Origin of the sequence: Saccharopolyspora rhizosphaerae, assembly GCF_003931915.1 — a bacterium.
GTDB classification, from domain to species: Bacteria; Actinomycetota; Actinomycetes; order Mycobacteriales; family Pseudonocardiaceae; genus Saccharopolyspora; species Saccharopolyspora rhizosphaerae.
Window position 1 is genome coordinate 461,229 of the sequence record NZ_RSAA01000015.1, and the last position, 22,336, is coordinate 483,564.

A 22,336-nucleotide genomic window follows, 5' to 3' on the forward strand; every position below is an offset into this window, starting at 1 on the left:
CAGGCCGACGCCGAACAGGACCGCCCACACCAGCACGGACAGCGTCATGAGCAGGTACATGCCACCCCCAGAGCGCGGCGATCCGGCCCTCCTGCGCGGTCGCCCGCACCAGGATCTCGCGGCGGCGGCGCCTGGGGAAGATGTCGTAAGGGTGATCGGGATGTGACTGGCCGTGGCGGGGCGGGCAGGATGGGGGCATGACAGTCAGTCCCACGGTGCGTCGCCGGAGGCTGGCCGCCGAACTGCGCCGGCTGCGCGCCAGGTCGGAGGTCACCCAGCAGCAGGCGGCCAGCCACCTCGGTTGCACGCAGGCGAAGATCGGTCGGTTCGAGACCGCGAAGAGGTCACCCTCGGTCGGTGACGTGTCGGCGTTGCTGGACTTCTACGGGGTGGAGAGCGCCGAGCGGGAGCAGTTGATCAACCTGGCTCGCGACGCCCGCAAGCGCGGCTGGTGGCACTCCTACAGCGACGTGCTGCCCGAGTGGTACGAGACCTACGTCGGGCTCGAGGCGGAGGCTTCGAGCATCCACACCTACGAGTCCGAGGCGATCCCCGGATTGCTGCAGACGCGCGAATACGCCTACGCCATCACCAGATCGACGCTGATCCGCGCGAACGACGCGGAGATCGGGCGGCGCGTGGACCTGCGCATCCAGCGCCAGGAGCGGGTCACCGGCGACGACCCGCTCGAGCTGTGGGCGGTGGTCGGCGAAGCGGCGCTGCGGCGCCGCGTGGGCGGTGACGGCGTGCTGCGCAGGCAGCTGGAGCACATGCTCAAGCTGGGGGAACTGCCGAACGTCACGCTGCAGGTGATGCCGCTGGACGCCGGGGCGCATCCGGCGCAGGCCGGTCCGTTCGTGATCCTGCGCTACTCCAACCACATCGATCCGGACGTGGTGTACCTGGAGACCCACGTCGGGGGTTTGTACTTGGAGCGCGAGAACGAGCTGACGAACTACGCCAGGATGATGGACCACCTGCGAGCGCATGCGGTAGACCCGGAGGGTTCGGTCGATTTCATCCAGCAGCGCATAGGGGAGTTGTAGATGGCGGAGATATCCGGCTGGCGCACCAGTTCCCGCTCGCAGGGGCAGGGTCAGTGCGTCGAGGTCGGTTTCGGGTCCGATCACGTGGGTGTGCGCGACACCAAGAACCGGGGGGCGGGGCGGCTCGAGGTCGCCTCGCAGCTGTGGAGGGACTTCGTCGGCGACCTCAAGCAGGGTCGTTTCGACCAGGGATGACGCCACCAGGGGAGCGCAGCATCAGTGCGGGGGGCGCTCCCCGCGAGCGCCCGCGCGCTCGGGTTCGACGTCCCGCTCCAGGAACGGTGCGAGCAGGCCGGGCACCGCTTCGTCGGCCAGCGCCAGGCCCTCGCCGGTGGGGACGTCGTAGATCCGGTAGAGGCTCGAGCCCGCCGCGGTGGTCGCGCCCACGGTGACGAGGTCGGCGCGACGCTGGAACAACGTGCGGGAGATCCGCCAGCCGATGATGTTCTCGCGCTGCAGCGCGACCGTGTGCCGCATCGCGCTTCCGTTGCGCGCCAAAAGGTACCGCTCGTCGAGCGCGTGGCCGAGACCGCGGTAGGCGTCGACCGCGAAACCCAGTCCGGCCAGCAGCGCCAGCACCGCCAAGCTCATCGCGAAGCCCACCGGGAACCAGCCGAGCACCGCGGGGGTCGACACCGCGGCGGCGACTCCCAGCGCGCTCCACAGCGCCCAGCCGATCCGGCGCCGCAGCGCCGCCCGCGGGTGCGGCAGGAGCGGCACGTCGAAGGGCTGCTCGCGCAGCACGGCGGCCGCGACCCGCCTGGCCTCCCCGCGAGGAGCGGGTGGCAGCAAGGTCTTGCTCTCCGGCTGCTTCTTGTCCTGCTTCTGCGCCTGCAGTCCGGTGGCCACGGCGCCGAGCCGGGCCCCGCCTGCCAGCCGCAGCGGCAGCGGCTCGCACAGCTCGATGCCGCGCAACCGGCGTTCCTCCAGCGACAGCGAGCGGGTGGTCAGCAAACCGCGCTTGACCCGCAGCGTGCCCGGTTCGCGGGTGAGCTGGTAGCCCCACCACATCTCCAGCGAGAGCAGGAACGCCCCGACGATCCCGGCGACCAGCGCGATGCCGACCACGACCAGCACGAACGCCACGACGCCCATCGCGACGACGGCACTGCCGAGAGCTTCGAAGACACCCCACTTGCGCAGCAGCTCGTCGAGGGAGCCGAAGGCCGAGCCGATCGCGCCCCACACCACCAGCATCAGCGACACGGTCAGCGCCGAGTACCCGAGCCACTGCGGCTTGAGCCGGCTGAGCACGCCGTCGTCAGAGCGACCCTCCTCCTCCACAGTGGACCGGCCGCCGAGGAGGATGGCGTGCCGGAGGGTTTCGGCGTCCGCGCGGCTGATCGACTGGAGCTTGATGGCGGCCTCGTCGCCCTGGGCCCCGGTGCTGATCTTCACCGTGGAGATCCCGAACAGCCGCTCGTGCGGTGCCGCGGTCAGGTCCACGGTGCGGATGCGTTCGCGCGGGATCGACCGGTGGTTGCGGACCAGCCCGCCGAGCCGCTGCTCGAAGCGCTCCTCGGTGACCCGGTACCGGTAGAACACCCACTGGTAGGTGGCGCCCCCGGCGACGAGCACGCCGGAACCCAGACCGATCAGCACCGTGATGAGCACGGCCGTCACCCCGGCCCCGGCCAGGGTCATGATGAGCACCGTGGCCAGCGCCGGTGCCGCCACGACGACTCCGGCCGCCGGGATCGAGCGCGGGTCCAGGCGCTGCCACTGCCCGTCGAGGACGTTCACGTCGCATCTCCCGGTGTCGCTTGGGTGGTCGCGGTGAGCTGCTCGACGATCTCCGCCGCCTGCTCGCGGTCCATCCCGTCGATGCTCAGTGGACCGGCCGCCGAGGCGGTGGTGACGGTGACGCTGGAGAGGTCGAACAGCTGCTGGAGCGGGCCGCGCACGGTGTCGACGGTCTGGATCCGCGACATCGGCGCGATCCGCCACTCCTGCCGCAGCCAGCCCGCTGCCGTGTAGACGGCGTCGTCGGTGATCTCCCAGCGGTGCACCCGGTAGCGCCACTGCGGCATCACCACGAGGTAGACCGCCCCCAGCACGGCGATCACGGCCGCCGGGAGCAGCAGCCAGAAGCGGGCCGGCGGGATCAGGACCCCCAGCGCCACCAGCACGACCACCGGCGGCAGCACCAGCGAGGACGCCTGGGCGGTCCACCAGCCGATCGCCCGCTTCTCCACCCGGTTGCGCGGCGGGCGGAGCCGCACTGCATCGGACATCTCATGCCCCTCTCGTGAGCGATCGACGACGATTGTGTCGGACCGCCGGGTCGTGCGTGTGCCTCTACAGGGATTTCAGCTGCGGCCAGATCTCCGACCACGGCCGGGTCTTGCCGGTCGCGATCCAGCCCTTGAGCGCCTCACCGGGGATCGCGGGCCGGATGTCGGTGAAGTGCGGTCGCAGCTCCTCGACGTCGTTGCCGTAGTAGACGATCGTGTCGACGTCGTCGGACGGCCGTCCGAAGTAGCCGTACCCGCGGTGCGGGCTGAACACCTCGGGCAGCGGGTGGTGCCTGCTGCCGACGTCGAGCATCGCCGCCGAGATGTAGCTGCCGCCGACCACCGCTGTGCGGGAGCGCTGCTCGGCGGGGAGCGAGAGGTACGCGGCGGAGACGTCCCGGGCGATGCGGTCGCTGACCCGGTCGTCGTCGAGCTTGGTGAACGCGGCCGAGAACTCCTGGTTGATCGCCGCACCGGAGAACGCGAGCACCCCGGCCAGTCCGAGCGTCACCGCGTGGACCGGCCAGGCCGCCCACCCCCAGCGGGACGGCCTGGCCAGCCTGCGCCGCTGCAGCCCGACCACCGCCGCCGCGATGGGCACGCCGTACATGCCGAGCAGGTAGTACGGACGTCCGGCGGTGACGACGAAGAAGACCCACAGCAGCACCATGGCGAGGCCGAGCATCCGGTACGGCCGCAACCAGGACCGGGTCAGCAGCATCCACAGCCCGGACAGCACGAGCGCGGCGCCGAGGACACCCGCGTGGAGCACCAGCTGCACGGCTGTCCCGGCGCGACCACCCGAGAGCATCGGCGACTCCTCGGCCACGACCGCGGACATCGCCAGCTGCGGCCACCCGTGGGCCGCCTGCCAGATCAGGGTCGGCGCGGCGATCAGCAGCGCGATCCCGGTACCGGCCCACAGCTTCGGCCGGGTCAGCACCGCTCGCGGGCCCACCACCAGGACGCTGACCAGCAGCGCCGCGCAGAGAGCCACGACCTGGAACTTGAACTGCAGGTTGACGCCCAGCAGCACGCCGAACACCAGCAGCAACCGGTCGTCGGCGACACCCTGCGAGTGCTGCCGCAGCCACCGCACCAGCGGCAGCAGCAGCGCGGTCCACAGCAGCGGTTCGAAGGTGTAGGGCGCCACCCAGTGCCCGACCAGGTTGCTCCACAGCCCGGTCGCCGCGGCGAAGGCCGCGAGGGTCTGCGCCCGCCGGTCTGCCCCCAGTTCGCGGGCCAGCAGGGCGATCAGCACGACCGCGCCGCCGGTGGCCAGTGCGGCCGGGAGGCGCAGCACGAACATCGAGTCCGGGGCGATGAGGTCCATCGCCGCCGCGATGAGCGGCGCCAAGGGTGGTTGGTCCGCGTAGCCCCAGTCCGGGTGGAACCGGCCGGCCGCGAGCATGTAGACCTCGTCGATCCAGTAGTCCCCGAACAGCCCCGCGATCGCGTGCACCGCGGTCAGGACTCCGGCCACGGCCAGCACGGGCCACCTGGCGAGGGCGTGCTGCGGCCCGACGGGTTGCGCGGTGCGCGCCCTCGGTGGGTCGATGATCATGGCTTCCCCCAGGAATCGGTTGCGGGACCAGTCAACACGCAGCCGGGGCTTGATCGGCACGGCGAGAGGTCGCGAACGCGGTGGACGAAGGTTGCGCCCGGCGGAGCGCGGTGCAACTTTCGTCTAGACCTCGATGTCATGACGTGGGGTTCCGCTACGCGGCCTGGGGGAGCGGGACCTAACGTGGACCGGGTGACACGACCGCTCTGGCGGCTGCTCTGGAACACCCCGCGAGAGGCAGCCTTCGACATCTGCCTGGTGATCGGGTTGCACGTGTTCGCGCGCGTGCTCTCGCAGTTCTACCCGACGGACGTGCCGCCCGGCACCTACGACTGGATCGGCGGTCTGTGGTTCAGCGACGTCGTCGACGCCGTGCTGGGTGTCGCGCTGCTCGCGCGCCGCCGGTACCCGGTGGTGCTGCTGTGGGCGATCGCGCTGCTCTCCGTCGCGCAGGCGCTGCTGATCACCTTCGGGCCCGGACCGCTGATGCGGATCAACGTCTCCACCGACCCGTGGGTGCCCGGCATCACGCCGTGGGTGATCTACGCCGCGTTGGTGTACGACCGAGGTCGGCGCTCCCTCGTGTGGGCGCTGATCGCCGTCGTGACGGTCGTGAGCCTGCGCGTGTGGGCCGAACCGAGCGGTGACGCGGTGGTGACGGGTGCGGCGTGGACGATCTTCCCGGCGGTGCTCGGCCTCTACGCAGGTGCGCGCACCCGGCTGGTCGAGGCGCTGCGGGAGCGCGCCGAGCGCGCCGAGCGCGAGCGCGAACTGCTGGCCGAGCAGGCGCGCGCCGAGGAGCGCGCCCGGCTGGCCGCGGAGATGCACGACGTCGTCACCCACCGGGTCAACCTGATGGTGCTGCAGGCGGGGGCGCTCGGCGTGATCAGCGACGACCCGGCGGTGCACCGGGCGGCCGAGGAGCTGCGCGCCAGCGGCGGCGAAGCGCTCGCCGAGCTGCGCGACCTCGTCGGCGTGCTGCGCCGCCGCGACGAGGAGCAGCAGGGACCCGGTGCGGGCCCGCCGAGCGACGTGCCCGACTTCCGCGAGCTCATCGCCCAGTCCGAAGCGGTGGGCATGCGCGTGGAGTTCACCATGGACGGAGACCCGGGCCAGGTCACCCCGGCGGTCGGCAGGACCGCCTACCGCGTGGTGCAGGAAGGCTTGACCAACGCGCACAAGCACGCGCCCGGAGCCGAGGTGCACGTTCGCGTGCTGCACAGCGACGACCGCGTGCGCGTCGGCGTCCGCAACACAGCAGGGTCGGGGCCCTCGTCCGAACTCTCCGGCAGCGGTGGGGGAGTCGGACTGCTCGGGCTGCAGCAGCGCGTCGAGCTCGTCGGCGGCACCTTCCGCGCCGGGCCGACCGACGGCGGCGGGTTCGAGGTCGAGGCCATGCTTCCCGGGTACGTGCCCACCGAGGAGAGCGCCGATGCCTGAGACGATCCGGGTTCTCGTCGTCGACGACGAACCGATGGTCTGCGCCCACCTGCGCACCATCCTGGGCTCCGCGCCCGACATCGACGTCGTCGACGACGCCCAGGACGGTGCTGCCGCCGTCGAATCGGTGGTCCGGCACCGGCCCGACGTCGTGCTCATGGACTTGCGGATGCCGGGCGTGGACGGCCTCACCGCCACCGAGCGGATCTGCGGCATGCCCGACGCCCCGGCCGTGGTCGCGCTGACGACCTTCGACGCCGACAAGTACGTGCTGCGCGCCCTGCGCGCCGGTGCGGTCGGGTTCCTCGTGAAGTCCACGCCCCCGCACGAGCTCATCGGCCTGGTGCGGGTCGCCGCCGACGGGCACACCGTGCTCTCCGAGGAGGCCAAGCGCCGGTTGCTGGCGGCCACCGGCGGCGAGCAGCCCGCGCGCGAGCGGGCGGTCCGGCTGACCCGCGAGCTCACCGAGCGGGAGGTCGACGTGCTCACCTGCCTCGGCCGCGGGATGTCCAACGCGCAGATCGCCGCCCGCCTGCACCTCTCGGAAGCGACCGTGAAGTCCTACGTCTCGCGGATGCTGGTCAAGCTCGAGTGCGAGAACCGCCTGCAAGCAGGCCTGCTCGCTTACGACGCGGGCCTGGTACCCCGCTGACGGCACGCCAGGCGTGCTCCAGGTGTGGGGGTTCAGCGGGCGCTGCCGCGGGTTCTGAGCGGCTTCGTGGGCGAGCACGCCGAACGCCGCGTGCACGGATGCTCGAGGAGCGGCGCACGGCGTTCACGGAGCCGCTGCGCTCTTCACTTCCGGAGATCCCGGCTACCAGCACCGCCAGGCAGGGCGAGCGATCCACCAGAGCACTAGGCCGACCGGGTGGACTCCTCCATCAGGTTCAACGATCAATCGAGTGAGGTCCGCCGATTGGCTCTGGAATATTCCACCCAAGATCGGTACACCATAAGTGACGCGTTCCGCGCGGTTGTCGGGGCCGGGAACGCGTCAGCGCCGTCGGTTCGGGGATCGATGGCGCACCGGTCGGAGGGGTCCGGCCGCAACGAGGGTGCCCTCGGCGCAATCGGGGTGCGCCGAGGGCACCTTTCTCTCCCCGCACGTCCTCCCGCACGTCCGCCGGACTCGGCTCGTCGGAACGCTCTCCGGTGCGCACTCCTCAGAGGACCGGCTTTCGCTTCCGCCGATCTCGAATCGGCTTCAGGCGTGGTGTTCCCGGGTGAGCAATTGTCGCCGGACGGTTGATTTCCTCAGCCTCCTCGACCCCTCGTGACCTGCGGCTCAATGGGGAAAAGCGGCAAAATCCTTCCCTTTCGCGGTTGTTCTCCGTCCGGTTACTGTTCGATCAAGTTGCTGCGGGGAGCCGGTTGGGGGAAGGCAGGCCTTCGGCTGGAGTTCGCGTGGCAAGTCCTTCGGACAAGGAGATCTCACGATGGTCGATGCCCCACGTCGCCTCGCCCGGTTCGCCGGTGGTGCCGTTGTCGCCGTTGCAGCGCTGACCTCGGCTTCCGTGGCCCAGGCGGCTCCGGCCGACGTCAACCCGTTCATCGTCGGCGGGCAGGACGCCAACATCGCGGACCACCCGTTCACCGTCGCGCTGACCACTCCGGACGGTCAGCAGTTCTGCGGCGGCTCGCTGGTGGCCGAGAACAAGGTCCTCACCGCCGCGCACTGCACCGACGGCCAGCAGGCCGCCGACATCAAGGTGGTCAGCGGCCGCACCACCATGAGCTCCAGCGAGGGCACGGTCTCCGACGTCACGGACGTCTGGATCCACCCGGAGTACACCGACGCCACCAAGGGCTTCGACGTCTCCGTGCTGACCCTCGGCGCCCCGGTGCAGGAAGCGCCCATCGAGCTCGCCACCGCCGACGACCCGAGCTACGCCCCCGACACCGAGGCCACCATCCTCGGCTGGGGCAACACCTCGGAGGGCGGCCAGCAGTCCGACCACCTGCAGAAGGCGGCCGTGCCGGTGAGCTCCGACGAGACCTGCTCGCAGGCGTACCCGGAGTACAGCAACGAGTCGATGGTCTGCGCCGGTCTGCCGGAAGGCGGTGTCGACTCCTGCCAGGGCGACTCGGGCGGTCCGATGGTCGCCGGCGGTCGTCTGATCGGCGTCGTGTCCTGGGGCCAGGGCTGCGCGCAGGCCGGCTTCCCGGGCGTCTACGCCCGCGTCGGCGCCTACAACGACGTGATCACCGAGCAGATCAACTCCTGACGAGCGACCGGCCGGGGTTGTCATCCCGCTGGCCTCGGCCGGGCCCGCTCCGCTGAGGAGGAAAGGCCGTGGACGCCCGCCGTCCACGGCCTTTCGCCGTCTCCTGCTGCTCCGATCCCGCCTCCTCTGGTGGCCCGCGCGGTCACCGCGTGCTCGCTGTACTGTTCGGTAGGTTCCGTCCGGGGCGGGGAGGGACGACGAGGAGCAGGAGGATTCGAGGGGTGACGGCTGAGGACGCGGCCAGCTCGCACGGGCACAACCTGGTGAAGTCGGCAGACCGGGCGTTGATCATCCTGGAGCTGCTGTCCCGGGGGCGGCACCGGCTCAGCGACATCGCCGAGACGCTGCGCCTGCCGTTGTCCAGCGTGCACGGCCTGCTCGGCACCCTCGTGCACCGCGGCTTCGCCGAGTTCGACCCGACCACCCGCACCTACGGGCTCGGCCTCAAGGCCTGGACGGTCGGGCAGGGCTACACCGGGCACCGCGACATCGTCGGCCTCGCGCTGCCGCTGATGGAACGGCTCGCGCAGGAGACCGGGGAGACCGTGCAGCTGTCGCGCCTCGACGGCATCGAGAACGTCTACATCGCCATCGCCGAATCGCCCCAGCCGATGAAGCTCGTCTCGGCGGTGGGGATGCGCCTGCCCGCCCACTCCGTCGCGCTCGGCAAGGTGCTGCTGGCGGGCCTGAGCAACGACGAGGTCGCCGCCCGCTACGCGGACGCGGAGCTCGAACGCTTCACCGACCACACGATCACCGAGCTGCCGGACCTGCTCGTCGAGCTCGACCAGGTCCGGCACGACGGCTGCGCGACCGACGACGAGGAGTACATCATCGGCTGCCGCTGCGTGGCGGTGCCGATCAGGGACCACGCGGGCGAGGTCATCGCAGGCATGTCCGTGTCCGCCCCCACGCCCCGCTGCGGCCCCCGCTGGACCGAGGAGACCCGAGTCCCCCTCACCGAAGCGGCCCAAGCCGTCCACCACCAACTCCGCCACTGAAGCTCCCCGAGAACGGCGAGGACGGCCAGCAGACCACGAGCGGCTTCGTGCGCCGGTCTGATGTGGCACGGCGACCTCGGAGCTCCGCGTGCCGTCGTCAACCGACGACGGCCGCAAAGCCGCTCAAGGACCCGCGGCGGCCCCACTGCTGGGCTGAGCTCCGCGGTGCCGGGCCGAGCGCCAAGGGTGCCGGGCTGAGTTCCTCAGGTGCTGGGCTGAGCCCTCCGGTAGCCGGCCAAGCCTTGAGGGCAGGCTGAGTCCCCGTCGAACTTCGCGCGATGCGACGGGGATCTTCGGCCCTCGAACTTCGCGAGAAGTTCGACAGGACCTCGCCGCACCGGGGCCTGGTACGGCGGCTCCGCAGCGTCCCCGCAAGAGGTTCTCGCTGGTCAGCCGAACTGGATGGAGCGCTTCGCGAGACCCCACCAGAAGCCTTCGACCGGGACGGTCTGGGCGTCCAGGTCATCGCCGGCGGCGCCGAGGGTGACGAACAGCGGCGCGAAGTGCTCGGTCCTCGGGTGGGCCAGTCGGCCGGCGGGGGCTTTGTGCTCGAAGTCGAGCAGGGCGTCGACGTCGCCGGAGGACAACGCCCGGCCTCCCCAGTCGTCGAACTCCACCGACCAGCTCGGCGTGGTGGAAGACCGCAGGGCGGCGAGGTTGTGGGTGAAGAACCCGCTGCCCACGATGAGCACGCCTTCGTCGCGCAGCGGCTGCAGGGATCGGCCGAGGCGCATCAGCGCCCCGGGCTCCAGCGTGGGCATCGAGATCTGCAGCACCGGGATGTCGGCGTCGGGGTACATCTCCTTGAGAGGCACGTAGGCGCCGTGGTCGAGGCCTCGTTCCGGCACGTCGACCACCGGGGTCTCGGTGTTTCCGAGCAGCGCGCGCACCCGCGTGGCCAGGGCCGGAGCGCCCGGAGCCGCGTAGCGCACCTCGTAGTACCGGTCGGGGAAGCCCCAGAAGTCGTAGACCAGCGGAACCGTGCTGGTCGCTCCGATCGCGAGGGGTGCTTCCTCCCAGTGCGCGGAGATGATCAGGATCGCCGTGGGCCGGGGCAGGTCGGCGGACCAGGCGGCGAGCTCACCGGGCCAGAGTTCGTCGTCGGCCAGCGGTGGGGCGCCGTGGCTGAGGTACAGGGCGGGCATGCGCGAGGTCATCGCAACCTCCTAGTTCGAATTTGAACCAACCGTAGCTCAAAGTTCGAATTTGAACAAGCTAGGATGGAGGGGTGACCGAACCGCGCTGGCTCGATGCCGAGGAGATGGCCGCCTGGAACGCCTTCGTCGAGGCGGGCAACCTGGTGAACCGCCGCGTCGAGCAGCAGCTCAAAGAGCAGGCGGGGTTGTCCCACCCGCAGTACGAGATCCTGGTCCGGCTCTCGGCCGCGCCAGGGGGCGAAGTCCGCATGTCCGAGCTCGCCGAGCTCGTGGTGACCTCCAAGAGCGGCTTGACCTACCAGGTCACGCAGCTGGAGAAGGCCGGTCTCGTGAGCCGGCGGACCTGCGACACCGACGACCGGGGCGTGATCGCCCGCTTGACCGAGGACGGTCGCCGCAAGCTCGAGCAGGTGGCACCAGGGCACGTCGAGCTGGTCCGCGAGCACCTCATCGACGTCCTCGACCGTGATCAGCTGCGCGCGCTCACCGACGCGTTGGGCGTGGTCACCCGCAAGCTGCGCGGGTCTTGACGCCACCCGTCCGCGCTGATCGGATTTCGCTCGCTTGAACTGTCTTCAAATGGGCGAAGCGGAGTCGGTGATGAGGTTTCTGAGGCTGGGGTCGTTCTCCGAGGAGCGCCCGCACGTGCTCGACGACCAGGGGCGGTTGTTCGACCTGAGCCCGCTGACCGGCGACGTCGACGGCGCGTTCCTCTCCGGTGACGGGGTCGCGCGCACCCGCGCGGCGCTCGCCGCGGGTGCGCTCCCCGCGGTCGACGACCCGGCCGACGGCACCGGGATGCGGGTGGGCGCGCCGATCGCGCGGCCGATGGCGGTGCTGTGCATCGGGCAGAACTACGCGGCCCACGCGGCCGAATCCGGCTCCGCGCCACCGGAAGTCCCGATCCTGTTCTTCAAGCACCCCAACACGGTCATCGGTCCCCACGACGACGTGCTGGTCCCGCGCGGTGCCGAGCAGGTCGACTGGGAGGTCGAGCTCGGCGTGGTCATCGGGCAGCGCGCGAGCTACCTCGACAGCGCCGAGCAAGCCCTGGCGCACGTGGCCGGTTACGTGCTGGCCGACGACGTTTCCGAGCGCGCGTTCCAGAAGGACCAGTCCGGCGGCCAGTGGTCGAAGGGCAAGTGCGCGCCGACGTTCGCTCCGGTCGGACCCTGGTTCGTGCCCGCCGACGAGGTCTCCGACCCGCAGGCGTTGCGGCTGCGCAGCTGGGTCAACGGCGAACCGCGGCAGGACTCCAGCACCGCGGACATGATCTTCAGCGTGGGCGAGGTCGTCCGCCACCTCTCGCAGTACCTGACCCTGGAGCCCGGCGACCTGGTCATCACCGGTACCCCGGAAGGCGTGGCGATGTCCGGCCGGTTCCCGTACCTGGCCCCGGGTGACGTGGTGGAGTTGGAGATCGACGGTCTCGGTCGTCAGCGCAGCGCCCTGAAGTCGGCCTGAGGCTGAGCCGTTCGTACCAACCTAAACGTGAAAAGCTTTCTATTCATCGTCGGGATGGCTAGCGTGCCGGTGCCGGAGGAGATCCGCATCGGAAAGGGCTGGCATGGCGCGACGTTCACTGGTCGTCACCACGGTGGCGGTCATCGCGGGATCCCTGTTGATCGCACCGGGCGCCGGAGCCCAGGACGTGTCGCCGCCGGAGGACCACTGCCGGCAGCAGTGCCACGACATCCTCCCGCCGGGGCAGAACGGCAACGCCACCTTCGCCGAGCTGGTCTCGCACATGCTGCTGGGCACCCGACCGAAGCACTCCGACGACCAGCTCGGCAAGTACGACGCGTTGGCCGGCGGGTACCGGGAACTCACCACCGGGACCATCCAGGAGTTCTTCAACGACCACTCCTTCGGCGTGGAGCCCGACGACGTGGAGCGGACCTACCGGCCGCGCGCCGACGTGACCGTCATCCGCGACAAGACCGCTGGTGTCCCGCACGTCTACGGCGACACGCGTTCCGGCACCACCTTCGGCGCCGGTTACACGACCGCCGAGGACAAGCTGTTCCTGATGGACGCGCTCCGGCACGCCGGTCGCGGTGAGGTGACCCCGTTCGCCGGTGGCGCGCCCGCCAACCGGGAGCTGGAGCAGAGCTTCTTCTCCGTCTCGCCCTACACCGAGGAGGAGCTGCAGGACCAGATCGACCGGGTGGCCGCGCAGGGTGAGCGCGGCCGGATCGCGCTGCAGGACGCGCAGTCCTACCTCGACGGCATCAACACCTACGTCCAGCAGGCGCACCAGGGCCGGTACTTCCCGGGTGAGTACGTCGCCACCGGTCACGTCGACCCGGTCACCAACGAAGGCCGCATCGAGCCGTTCAAGCTCACCGACCTCGTCGTGCTGGCCTCGCTGGTCGGTGCCCAGTTCGGCGGTGGCGGCGGAGGAGAGGTGCAGAACGCCGTCGCCCGCATGGCGCTGCACGAGCACTTCGGCCCCGAGCGCGGGGAGCAGGTCTGGGCCTCCTTCCGCGCCGAGAACGACCCGGAGGCCATCAGCACCGTCCACGATGGACGCTCCTTCCCCTACGGCACCACGCCGCAGAACCCGAGCGGCGAGGCCGTGCCGGACCCGGGGTCGGTGGAGGACCAGCAGCTCGTCTTCGACCCGACGGGCTCGGCCAACCAGCCCGACGAGCAGGAATCCCGCCCGGTGGTGGACCCGCAGGACCCGCTGCGCGGCATGTTCGACGACGGGGTGCTGCCCGCGGACATGGCCGAGCGCCGCGGCATGTCCAACGCGCTGGTCGTCTCCGGTGAGCACACCGAGAGCGGCCACCCGGTGGCGGTGTTCGGCCCGCAGACCGGCTACTTCTCACCGCAGCTGCTCACCTTGCAGGAACTGCAGGGGCCGGGGATCTCCTCGAAGGGCGCCTCGTTCGCCGGCTTGAGCTTCTACACGTTGCTGGGCCGCGGCCAGGACTACTCGTGGAGCGCCACCACCGCCTCGCAGGACATGATCGACACCTACGCCGTCGAGCTCTGCTCGCCGGACGGAGGCCCGGTCACCAAGGACTCGGACCACTACCGGTTCCGCGGCGAATGCCTGCCGATGCAGACCGTCGAGCGCACGAACGCGTGGGAGCCCAACCTCGGCGACGACACCCCCGAGGGCTCCTACCGGCTGGTGTCGTTCCGCACCCGCTACGGGCCGGTGACCCACCGGGCCACAGTGGACGGGAAGCCGGTCGCCTACACCACCGCTCGATCGACGTTCCTGCACGAGGTCGACTCGATCATCGGGTTCCAGAAGTTCAACGACCCCGGGGCGGTCAAGTCGGCGGAGGACTTCCAGCGCGCGGCCCACGACATCAACTACACCTTCAACTGGTTCTACGCCGATTCCCGCGACACCGCCTACTTCAACTCGGGCGCGAACGTGGTGCGCCGACCCCACGTCGACCCGAGCATGCCCATCACCTCCGACCCCGCCAACGACTGGCCGGGTTGGAACCCCGAGGACAACACGGCGACCTACCAGACCTTCGCCGAGCACCCGAACTCGATCAACCAGGACTACTACATCAGCTGGAACAACAAGCAGGCTCCGGGGACCGCGGGCGACCGGGCGGAGAAGAACGCCGTGCAGCGCGGCGACCTGCTCGACCGCCGGGTCCGCGAGCAGATCGCCGCGGGTGACGAGTTCAGCCGCGTCGAGCTGGTGCAGGCGATGGCCGACGCCGGCATCACCGACCTGCGCGCCGAACGCGTCCTGCCGGACCTGCTGCGCGTTGTCGGCGAGCCCGACGAGCGGACGAAACCGCTGGTCGACGCGCTGCGCGCGTGGCTGGCCGACGGCGGCAAGCGGGTCGAGACCTCCCCGGGCAGCCACGAGTACGCCCACGCCGGCGCGATCGAGCTGTTCGACGCGTGGTGGCCGCTGCTGGTGCGCGGCCAGTTCGAACCGGCCGTCGGCGCCCCCGCCTACCAGGCGATGACGGCGATGATGCAGGTCAACGAGTCGCCGTCGGGTTGGCAGAACGGCGAACCCGGCCTGCACGTCGGCCAGGGCCACCAGGGCTCGGCGTTCCAGTTCGGCTGGTTCGGCCAGGTCTCCAAGGACCTCCGCGCCGTGCTCGGCGAGCAGGTCCCGGGCGGCTTCGGCCCTCCGCTCTGCGGTGGTGGTGACCTGGGCGCGTGCCGCCAGGTGCTGCTCGACACCCTCGCGCAAGCCGCGGAGGTGCCGTCAGAGGAGATCTACCCGGGCGACGAGGACTGCGAGCCGGGCGACCAGTGGTGCGCGGACGCGATCGTGCAGAACGAGATCGGCGGCATCAGCCAGGACAAGATCAGCTGGCAGAACCGCCCGACCTACCAGCAGGTCGTCGAGTTCCCCTCCCACCGCTGACCCGTTCCTCGCGCGGCGTCGACCGGTGCGACGGCAGAATCGCCTGGAAACCCGCTCCTGCGGGTTCCAGGCGTACCGGTGCGCGAAGATCATGTCCCGAGGGCCGGCTGGTCCGGTCTTCCGGTCAGCCGTTCGGCCCGGGATCATGCGGGTGAGCAACCATCGGAGGGCCGGAGTGGACGACGTTTTCGGGCGGCTGGACGAGATCCGCGGTGATCTGACCGCGCTGTACAAGGACCTCCACGCGCACCCGGAGCTGTCCTTCCAGGAGCACCGGACGGCTGCCGAGGTCGCGCGGCGGCTCGGTGACCTGGGGTTCGAGGTGACGACCGGCGTCGGCGGCACCGGCGTCGTGGGTGTGCTGCGCAACGGGGCCGGGCCGACGGTGCTGCTGCGCGCGGACTTCGACGCGCTGCCCGTGCTGGAGCAGACCGGGCTCGACTACGCCAGCCGCGAGCGGGCCACCTCGTCGGACGGCTCGGACGTGCCGGTGATGCACGCCTGCGGCCACGACATGCACGTCACCTGCCTGCTCGGAGCTCTGGACCTGCTGGTCGACGCGCGGTCGCGGTGGTCGGGGACGGTGCTGGCGGTGTTCCAGCCCGCCGAGGAGATCGGCGCCGGGGCGCAGGCGATGCTCGACGACGGCCTGCTGGAGCGCTTCCCGCGCCCGGACGTCTGCCTGGGCCAGCACGTCTTCCCGTTCCGGAGCGGTGCCGTGGGCATGATGACCGGGCCGAGCATGTCCGCCGCCGACGGCCTGAAGATCACCATGTTCGGGCGCGGCGGGCACGGTTCGCAGCCGCAGAACACCGTGGACCCGGTCGTGATGGCCTCCGCGACGGTGCTGCGGCTCCAGACCGTCGTCTCCCGCGAGGTCGCCGGTGACGACACGGCGGTGGTCACGGTCGGCTCGATCCGGGCGGGATCGAAGGAGAACATCATCCCCGAGCAGGCGGAACTGCTGGTCAACGTCCGGTCCTTCGACGAGCGCGTCCGCGAGCGCGTCCTCGCCGCCGTCCGCCGCATCGTCCGCGCCGAGGCCGTGGCCTCGGGTGCGGACCGGGAACCCGAGTTCGAGCAGCTCACCCGGTTCCCGCTGCTGCTCAACGACCCGGACGCCACCGCCCGCACCGCAGGTGCGCTGCGCGCTGCGCTGGGGGAGAAGTCGGTGGTCGACCTCCCGCCCGCCATGGCCAGCGAGGACGTCGGCCTGTTTGGCACCGCGGCGGGCGTCCCCACCTGCTACTGGTTCTTCGGCGGGACCGACGCCGTGCGCTTCCAGGAGGCCGTGGCCGAGGACGCGGTCGCCGAGCGGATCCCGGCCAACCACTCGCCGCACTTCGCTCCCGAGGTCGAACCCACCCTCACCACTGGGGTCAAAGCTCTCACCACCGCGGCCCTGGAGTGGCTCGACTGACGTCCACTGTGGTCGGTTGTCAGATCTTCGCCCAGGCCAGGGAGCCGGTTTCGAGCGCGGCCCAGAGGACTCCGTCCGGGGTGACCGTGAGGCCGTGGGGTTCGGAGTTCGGGTGGGGCAGGGCGTGCGCGTCGATGTCGCCGTCCGGGGTGATGCGTCCGACGCGGCCGGCGGCCCACTCGGTGAAGTAGCAGGAGCCGTCGGGGGCGCCGGTGATCGCGTGCGGTCGCGCTCCCCGGTCCGGGAGCGGGTGTTCGGTGATGTCCCCCTCCGGAGTGATGCGGCCTATCTGACCTGCGCCGATCTCGACGAACCAGAGGGCGTCACCGTGGGCGGCGATCCCGACCGGTGCGGCGTCGGGCGTGGGGACCGGGAAGGTGCGCACCGCACCCTGGAGGGTGATCCGGCCGATCGCGTTGGCTTGGTTGAGCGTGAACCACAGCGCGCCGTCCGGGCCGCTGGTGATCATCGACGGGAAGCCGCCCGGTACGTCGAGCGAGAACTCGCTGATCGTTCCGTCGGTGGTGATGCGCCCGATCCGGTCGGTGTTCATCGCGGTGAACCACAACGCGGAGTCCGGCCCGACCGCGAGTCCGTACGGGTTGGCGTCCGGCACGCCGAACCCGCGCACCGACCCGTCGAAGCCGATGCGGCCGATCCGGTTGCCCTGGTAGAGGCTGAACCACATCGCCTCGTCAGGGCCGGCGACGATCACCGTCGGCCGCGAATCCACCGGCCCCACCTGGGAACCCCGGTACTCGCCGTCGGGACCGAGCCGCCCGACCCGACCGTGGTGCACCTCGGTGCACCACACCTCGCCGTCCACTCCGGCAGCGACGCCGTAAGGCCCGCACCCGGGTTCGCCGATCGGTACCTCCGCGAAATCCACCAGAGCAGCCTCCCCCTCGAACGCCTCCGCGGCAACGGAATTTCGGGTTGACGACCTCGATCGAGCGAACAAACCGCACATCTCGCGCGAAAAGCACTCCAGCTGCGAAGGGTGGACATGTCGCGCGAGATGTCCACCCCTCCCTCGTGTGTGTGATCATGGCGCCTGCGGGGGAGTTCGCTGCGTTGATCCTGGTCGGCTCGCTCGTCGGGTGGTGTGGGCGCTGCGGGAGTGCGGTAGGTCGGCGCGGAGACGAAGGGGATGCGGGTGACCGAACGAATGTCGGGTGACGGTCCTGGCGAGCTGTGAACACTCCAGCCACGGGTGACGAGCACGCGTGGCCTGCCGCGTTGTGGCGCTCCAGCCAGTCCTTCGCGGATCCCGGGATGCCGAGGAGTCCGCACGCCGCGCAGGTGATCGGGCCAACGGTCACGGGGCCACGTCTTCCGGGCCGCGACCACGGAGGTCCAAGGCGCGTGGGCTGCCCCGAGCTCCCGTGAGCTGCGTTCGAACTTCGCGCGCACTTTGCGCGGGGCTGTGGGGGTCGAACCTCGCGCGAAGTTCGACGGACGGGGGCCAGGTGGCGTCACCTCAAGCCTGATGAGGGTTCGGCACGACTGCGTCGTGAGGCCGTAGCTAGGGGCGCATGCCTCGCCAGAGGAGGTCGAGGAGGTCGCTGGTCTCCGCACGCCAGTCGCTCTTGGGGTCGAGGTAGAGCAGGCCGCCGAGCCCGCGCAGGACGGTCTCCGGCTTGAGGTCGGAGCGGACGTTGCCCGTCTCGGCGTTGGCGCGCAGCAGCGAGCTCAGCGCCTCGACCAGGGTTTCGTGCGCGTTGACCGGGAGTTCGGCCTGCGACGAGGACGCGGCGCTGAGCGCTTTGGCCAGGCCGCGCTTGGTCATCATGTAGTGCGCGAGGTGGTCGGTGACCCAGGCGCGGAACGCCTGTTCGGGGTCGTGCCGCTCCAGCAGTTCCGGGACGACGTCACCGAGGTGCTCCAGTTCGCGCCGGTAAACCGCGATGATCAACGACTCCGGGGTGGGGAAGTGCCGGTACACCGTGCCCACGCCGACACCGGCCTGCTTGGCGATGTGGTTGAACGAGACGCGTTCGGCGCACGCCAGCGACTGGGCCGCTGCGTTGAGGATCGCCTCGTGGTTGCGCCGGGTGTCCGCGCGGCGGGGGTTCACCGAGCCCGTCGTCATCGTCCCTCCCCGGTCGGCACCTGGTCGTCCCCCGGAATGTAGTGCACCGGTCCCCGCACCTGGACGGCATGAGGGTGAGAACACTCGTTGCGGAGCGGATAAAAATCCGGTAGCTTCGGTTCCACCTGAAGCGGATGAGTATCCGCACACAGGTTCGAGTCTAGCTCCCACCACGACGAGCATGCCGCCCTCCGCTGCCCGCGGACGGGTGGGGAAGAGATTCTGTGGACCTCTCACTGGAAATCAACGGCAGGACGGAAGACCTCAGCGTCGATCCTGGCGTGACGCTGCTCGACGCGCTCCGCGAGAAGCTCGGCATCACCGGCCCCAAGAAGGGCTGCGACCGGGGCCAGTGCGGTGCGTGCACGGTGCACGTCGGCGGTCGGCCCGTCCTGTCCTGCCTCACGCTGGCGGCCACCGTCCACGAGCCGGTGACGACCGTCGAAGGGCTCGCCGACGGCGAGTCGCTGCACCCGGTGCAGCGGGCGTTCCTCGACCAGGACGCGCTGCAGTGCGGTTTCTGCACGTCCGGCCAGGTCATGTCGGCCGTCGCGGCGGTCGAGCAGGACGTCGAGGACGTCCGCGAGTTCATGTCCGGCAACCTCTGCCGCTGCTCGGCCTACCCGAACATCGTGGCGGCAGTGCACCAGGCGAGGCAGGTGGGCTGATGCGCTCCTTCGAACTGACCGCACCCACCACGATCGACGAAGCGCTCGACGGCACCGGCACGTTCCTGGCCGGCGGCACCACGCTCGTCGACCTGATGAAGCTCGACGTGCTCACCCCGCAGCGGGTGCAGAACATCAACGGCCTGCCGCTGCGCGGCATCGACACCTCCGACGGGCTGCGCATCGGTGCGCTGGAGCGCATGAGCGAGGTGGCCGCCCACCCCGGCGTCTACCCGGTGATCTCGCGCGCGCTGTCGCAGAGCGCGTCGCAGCAGCTGCGGAACATGGCCAGCATCGGTGGGAACCTCCTGCAGCGCACGCGTTGCGGGTACTTCCGCGACGTCGACGTGCCCTGCAACCGGCGGGACCCGGGCAGCGGGTGCCCTGCGGTCGAGGGCGCCAACCGGATGCACGCGATCCTCGGCACCAGCGACGCCTGCGTGGCCACCCACGCCAGCGACCTCGCGGTCGCGCTGGTCGCCCTGGACGCCGAGGTCCGGTTGGTCAGCGCGGACGGGGAGCGCAGCGTCGCGCTCGCCGAGTTCTACCTGCAGCCGGGTCAGACCCCGGAGGCCGAGCACGACCTGCGCGAGGGTGAGCTGATCAGCGAGGTCGTCGTGCCGCGGTTGGACTGGGCGAGCAACTCGACCTACGTCAAGGTCCGCGACCGCCAGTCCTACGAGTTCGCGCTGACCTCGGCCGCGGTGGCGCTCGACGTCCGCGACGGGGTGGTCGCCGACGCCCGCGTCGCGGCGGGTGGCGTGGCGACCGTCCCGTGGCGGCTCGGCGTCGTCGAGGACGTGCTGCGCGGCAAGCCCGCCACCGAGGAGACCTTCGAAGCCGCCGCCGCGCTCGCGCCCGAAGGTGCGAAGCCGTTGTCCGGCAACGCCTTCAAGGTCTCCCTGCTGAAGCGGACGATCGTCCGCGCCCTGCTCGACACCACCGGAGGGATGCAGCTGTGACCGCTCGGCTGGACGGCCCGCTGAAAGTCACCGGCCAGGCCAAGTACGGCGCCGACAACAACGTCCCCGGCATGGTCTACGGCTACCTCGTGCTCAGCACGATCGCGCACGGCGAGATCGAGAGCATGGACGTCACCGCGGCCAAGAGCGCGCCCGGTGTGCTCGGCGTCTACACGCCGTTCGACACGCTGGAACTGACCACGCCGAGCTCCATGCTGGGCGAGACCTGGGTGCCGCTGCAGGACCGCGAGGTCACCTACTACGGCCAGCCGATCGGTTTCGTCGTCGCCAAGACCTTCGAGCAGGCGCGCGACGCGGCAGCCCTGGTGAGGACTTCCTACCAGGTCAGGCCGGCCAAGACCTCGTTCGAGGAGGGGCTGGCCGAAGCCGAGACGACACCTGACCGCGAAGACCTGGAGATCCTCGACGAGGACTCCGGGGTGACCTCCATCGCCGAAGCGTTCGGGTCGAGCCCGGTCGTCGTCGAGCACACCTACTCGACCGCGACGCAGAACCACGCCGCGATGGAGCCGCACTCCGCGGTCGCGGTGTGGGAGGGCGGCGAGCTCACGCTGCACACGCCGAACCAGGGTTCGCACATGGTCGCCGCGGACGTGGCCACCGCCCTCGGCGTCGACGTCGCGCAGGTGCACGTCGTCAACCCGTACGTGGGCGGCGCTTTCGGCGGCAAGGGCAAGACCTCGACGCCCGCGTTCCTGGCGGCCGCGGCCAGCCGCGCGCTGGGCCGTCCGGTCAAGGCCACGCTGACGCGCGAGCAGGTGTTCACCGCCACCGCGGGCCGCGCCGCCACCCGGCAGGCGGTGGCGCTGGGCGCCGACCGCGACGGTCGGCTGATCGCGGTGCGGCACGATTCGTGGTGCACCACCGACGCCGCCCGCTCGTTCGTCGAGCCGACCTCGCACGGCACCTCGCTGGAGTGGTACGCCACGCCGAACCTCGCGGTGTCCCAGCGGATCGTGCCGTTGAACGTCCCGCCGACGACGTTCATGCGCGCTCCCGGTGAGGCCCCGGGGTCGTTCGCGCTGGAGAGCGCGATCGACGAGCTGGCGGTCGAGCTCGGAATGGACCCGATCGAGCTGCGCAGGCGCAACAACTCGACGGCCCCGCCCGGCAAGGACCTGCAGTGGTCCAGCAAGCACCTCGACGAGTGCTTCACCCTCGGCGCGCAGCGCTTCGGCTGGGCGAACCGGAGTCCGCAGGGCCGCACCGAGGGCGACTGGCAGGTCGGCATGGGCGTGGCCGTGGCCATGTTCCCGGCGCTGCGGTTCCCGGCCACGGTCGGCATCGAGCTGCGGGTCGACGGCACCGCCGTGGTCTCCACCAGCGGCGCCGACCCGGGAACCGGCCTGCTCACCGTGATGAGGCAGATCGGTGCGGAGTCGTTGGACCTGCCCGAGGAGCGGATCAGGCCGCAACTCGGCGATTCGGCGCTGCCGCCGGGCGGTCTGTCGGGAGGTTCGACGGCGACCGCCAGCGTCGGCACCGCGATCCAGCTCGCGGCGACCGCGGCCGTCGACGAGCTCACCGCTCTGGCCTCCAGGCCGGGCGCGCCGTTCGAGGGCGAGGACGTCACCTACGCGCACGGCGAGCTGTTCGCCCGCGGTGAGTCGATCACCGTCGGAGAGCTGCTGCGGGCGCTCGGTGAGGAGTCGGTGTCGGTGAGCGGGAGCTCGGCGCCGGGCGAGGAGCTGACCAAGCACTCCTTCAGCTCGTTCGGCGCCCAGTTCGTCGAGGTCGCGGTGCACCGGTTGACGCGCGAAGTCCGGGTTTCCCGGATGCTCGGTGTGTTCGACTGCGGCCGGATCATCAACGAGCAGCTGGCCACCAGCCAGCTGCAGGGCGGCATGATCTGGGGCGTGTCGGCGGCGCTGCACGAGGCTGTGGAGGTCGAGGGGAGCGGTCGTCTCGCCAACGGCGACTTCGCCAGCTACCTGCTTCCGGTCAACGCCGACATCCCCGAGGTCGACGTCGAGTTCGTGAAGTACCCGGACACGCTGCACAACTCGGTGGGAGCCAAGGGGCTCGGCGAGATCGGCACCGTCGGCGTGGCCGCCGCGGTCGCCAACGCCGTCCACAACGCCACGGGGATCAGGGTCCGCCACATCCCGATCACCATCGAGGACCTGCTCGTGGACTGAGGTTC

Annotated in this window: 19 protein-coding genes; 13 read left to right on the top strand and 6 right to left on the bottom strand. The window is 70.7% G+C overall.

Annotation, left to right across the window (positions count from 1 at the left end):
* Positions 1-197: 197 nt before the first annotated feature.
* Together EIL87_RS17065 and EIL87_RS17070 are read left to right on the top strand one after the other, a co-directional pair.
* Positions 198-1,046, top strand: a complete 849-nt coding sequence (locus EIL87_RS17065) for a helix-turn-helix domain-containing protein (RefSeq protein WP_125091510.1) — start codon at positions 198-200, stop codon at positions 1,044-1,046.
* On the top strand, positions 1,047-1,241 hold the full coding sequence (locus EIL87_RS17070; RefSeq protein WP_125091511.1) for a DUF397 domain-containing protein: 195 nt from the start codon (positions 1,047-1,049) through the stop codon (positions 1,239-1,241).
* A gap of 21 nt (positions 1,242-1,262) precedes the next feature.
* On the opposite strand, the gene EIL87_RS17075 is transcribed toward EIL87_RS17070, so the two are convergent.
* The 3 genes from EIL87_RS17075 to EIL87_RS17085 form a co-directional block, all read right to left on the bottom strand.
* Positions 1,263-2,789 (bottom strand): PH domain-containing protein, encoded by a 1,527-nt coding sequence (locus EIL87_RS17075; RefSeq protein WP_125091512.1) that lies wholly within the window; start codon positions 2,787-2,789, stop codon positions 1,263-1,265.
* Positions 2,786-3,280: a PH domain-containing protein gene (locus EIL87_RS17080; protein ID WP_125091513.1), complete on the bottom strand. Its 495-nt coding sequence runs from the start codon at positions 3,278-3,280 to the stop codon at positions 2,786-2,788. Before EIL87_RS17080 ends, EIL87_RS17075 begins: the two co-directional genes overlap by 4 nt.
* Positions 3,281-3,344: 64 nt before the next feature.
* The gene (locus EIL87_RS17085; RefSeq protein ID WP_125091514.1) at positions 3,345-4,844 is read right to left on the bottom strand and encodes a glycosyltransferase family 39 protein; all 1,500 of its coding nucleotides are present in this window, start codon (positions 4,842-4,844) and stop codon (positions 3,345-3,347) included.
* Between the two features lie 192 nt (positions 4,845-5,036).
* Between EIL87_RS17085 and EIL87_RS17090 the strand changes: the two genes are divergently transcribed.
* The 4 genes from EIL87_RS17090 to EIL87_RS17105 all read left to right on the top strand — a co-directional run bounded on the left by EIL87_RS17090 (position 5,037) and on the right by EIL87_RS17105 (position 9,510).
* Positions 5,037-6,284: a sensor histidine kinase gene (locus EIL87_RS17090; RefSeq protein WP_125091515.1), complete on the top strand. Its 1,248-nt coding sequence runs from the start codon at positions 5,037-5,039 to the stop codon at positions 6,282-6,284.
* Positions 6,277-6,936, top strand: a complete 660-nt coding sequence (locus EIL87_RS17095; protein WP_125091516.1) for a response regulator — start codon at positions 6,277-6,279, stop codon at positions 6,934-6,936. The genes EIL87_RS17090 and EIL87_RS17095 overlap by 8 nt, the downstream gene beginning before the upstream one ends.
* 784 nt (positions 6,937-7,720) lie before the next feature.
* Positions 7,721-8,509 carry a S1 family peptidase gene (locus EIL87_RS17100; RefSeq protein WP_125091517.1) on the top strand — a complete coding sequence of 263 codons (789 nt, stop codon included), beginning with the start codon at positions 7,721-7,723 and terminating at the stop codon, positions 8,507-8,509.
* A gap of 221 nt (positions 8,510-8,730) precedes the next feature.
* Positions 8,731-9,510 (top strand): IclR family transcriptional regulator, encoded by a 780-nt coding sequence (locus EIL87_RS17105; RefSeq protein ID WP_125091518.1) that lies wholly within the window; start codon positions 8,731-8,733, stop codon positions 9,508-9,510.
* A gap of 389 nt (positions 9,511-9,899) precedes the next feature.
* Here EIL87_RS17105 and EIL87_RS17110 read toward each other — a convergent pair whose 3' ends face one another.
* The gene (locus tag EIL87_RS17110; protein WP_199740451.1) at positions 9,900-10,667 is read right to left on the bottom strand and encodes a dioxygenase family protein; all 768 of its coding nucleotides are present in this window, start codon (positions 10,665-10,667) and stop codon (positions 9,900-9,902) included.
* 71 nt (positions 10,668-10,738) lie between these two features.
* Here EIL87_RS17110 and EIL87_RS17115 point away from each other — a divergent pair, with 71 nt between their 5' ends.
* From EIL87_RS17115 to EIL87_RS17130, 4 genes are all read left to right on the top strand, one after another.
* Positions 10,739-11,197, top strand: a complete 459-nt coding sequence (locus EIL87_RS17115) for a MarR family winged helix-turn-helix transcriptional regulator (protein WP_125091519.1) — start codon at positions 10,739-10,741, stop codon at positions 11,195-11,197.
* 70 nt (positions 11,198-11,267) lie between these two features.
* On the top strand, positions 11,268-12,131 hold the full coding sequence (locus EIL87_RS17120) for a fumarylacetoacetate hydrolase family protein (protein WP_125091520.1): 864 nt from the start codon (positions 11,268-11,270) through the stop codon (positions 12,129-12,131).
* 103 nt (positions 12,132-12,234) lie between these two features.
* Entirely contained in the window at positions 12,235-15,030 is a 2,796-nt protein-coding gene (locus tag EIL87_RS17125) for a penicillin acylase family protein (RefSeq protein ID WP_125091521.1), read from the top strand.
* A 145-nt stretch (positions 15,031-15,175) separates the two neighbouring features.
* Positions 15,176-16,450 (top strand): amidohydrolase, encoded by a 1,275-nt coding sequence (locus EIL87_RS17130; protein ID WP_125091522.1) that lies wholly within the window; start codon positions 15,176-15,178, stop codon positions 16,448-16,450.
* A 19-nt stretch (positions 16,451-16,469) separates the two neighbouring features.
* On the opposite strand, the gene EIL87_RS17135 is transcribed toward EIL87_RS17130, so the two are convergent.
* Positions 16,470-17,339, bottom strand: a complete 870-nt coding sequence (locus EIL87_RS17135) for a Vgb family protein (protein WP_125091523.1) — start codon at positions 17,337-17,339, stop codon at positions 16,470-16,472.
* 636 nt (positions 17,340-17,975) lie between these two features.
* Positions 17,976-18,542, bottom strand: a complete 567-nt coding sequence (locus tag EIL87_RS17140) for a TetR/AcrR family transcriptional regulator (protein ID WP_125091524.1) — start codon at positions 18,540-18,542, stop codon at positions 17,976-17,978.
* Positions 18,543-18,766: 224 nt separating this feature from the next.
* Here EIL87_RS17140 and EIL87_RS17145 point away from each other — a divergent pair, with 224 nt between their 5' ends.
* From EIL87_RS17145 to EIL87_RS17155, 3 genes are read left to right on the top strand one after another with little or no spacing between them, the layout of a single operon-like run.
* A complete protein-coding gene (locus EIL87_RS17145; RefSeq protein ID WP_125091525.1) occupies positions 18,767-19,210 on the top strand; it encodes a (2Fe-2S)-binding protein in 444 nt (147 codons plus the stop codon).
* Complete coding sequence (locus tag EIL87_RS17150; protein WP_125091526.1) at positions 19,210-20,172, top strand: FAD binding domain-containing protein; 963 nt, start codon at positions 19,210-19,212, stop codon at positions 20,170-20,172. The genes EIL87_RS17145 and EIL87_RS17150 overlap by 1 nt, the downstream gene beginning before the upstream one ends.
* Positions 20,169-22,331, top strand: coding sequence for a xanthine dehydrogenase family protein molybdopterin-binding subunit (locus EIL87_RS17155; protein WP_125091527.1), 2,163 nt, complete (start codon positions 20,169-20,171; stop codon positions 22,329-22,331). The genes EIL87_RS17150 and EIL87_RS17155 overlap by 4 nt, the downstream gene beginning before the upstream one ends.
* Positions 22,332-22,336: the final 5 nt, after the last annotated feature.

Bases quoted from the DNA above. Each gene is read 5' to 3' on its own strand.
- EIL87_RS17120 (WP_125091520.1), top strand. From the start codon at position 11,268: ATGAGGTTTCTGAGGCTGGGGTCGTTCTCCGAGGAGCGCCCGCACGTG.
- EIL87_RS17140 (WP_125091524.1), bottom strand. From the start codon at position 18,542: ATGACGACGGGCTCGGTGAACCCCCGCCGCGCGGACACCCGGCGCAAC.
- EIL87_RS17095 (WP_125091516.1), top strand. From the start codon at position 6,277: ATGCCTGAGACGATCCGGGTTCTCGTCGTCGACGACGAACCGATGGTC.
- EIL87_RS17085 (WP_125091514.1), bottom strand. From the start codon at position 4,844: ATGATCATCGACCCACCGAGGGCGCGCACCGCGCAACCCGTCGGGCCG.
- EIL87_RS17110 (WP_199740451.1), bottom strand. From the start codon at position 10,667: ATGACCTCGCGCATGCCCGCCCTGTACCTCAGCCACGGCGCCCCACCG.
- EIL87_RS17100 (WP_125091517.1), top strand. From the start codon at position 7,721: ATGGTCGATGCCCCACGTCGCCTCGCCCGGTTCGCCGGTGGTGCCGTT.
- EIL87_RS17080 (WP_125091513.1), bottom strand. From the start codon at position 3,280: ATGTCCGATGCAGTGCGGCTCCGCCCGCCGCGCAACCGGGTGGAGAAG.
- EIL87_RS17070 (WP_125091511.1), top strand. From the start codon at position 1,047: ATGGCGGAGATATCCGGCTGGCGCACCAGTTCCCGCTCGCAGGGGCAG.
- EIL87_RS17125 (WP_125091521.1), top strand. From the start codon at position 12,235: ATGGCGCGACGTTCACTGGTCGTCACCACGGTGGCGGTCATCGCGGGA.
- EIL87_RS17065 (WP_125091510.1), top strand. From the start codon at position 198: ATGACAGTCAGTCCCACGGTGCGTCGCCGGAGGCTGGCCGCCGAACTG.
- EIL87_RS17130 (WP_125091522.1), top strand. From the start codon at position 15,176: ATGCGGGTGAGCAACCATCGGAGGGCCGGAGTGGACGACGTTTTCGGG.
- EIL87_RS17150 (WP_125091526.1), top strand. From the start codon at position 19,210: ATGCGCTCCTTCGAACTGACCGCACCCACCACGATCGACGAAGCGCTC.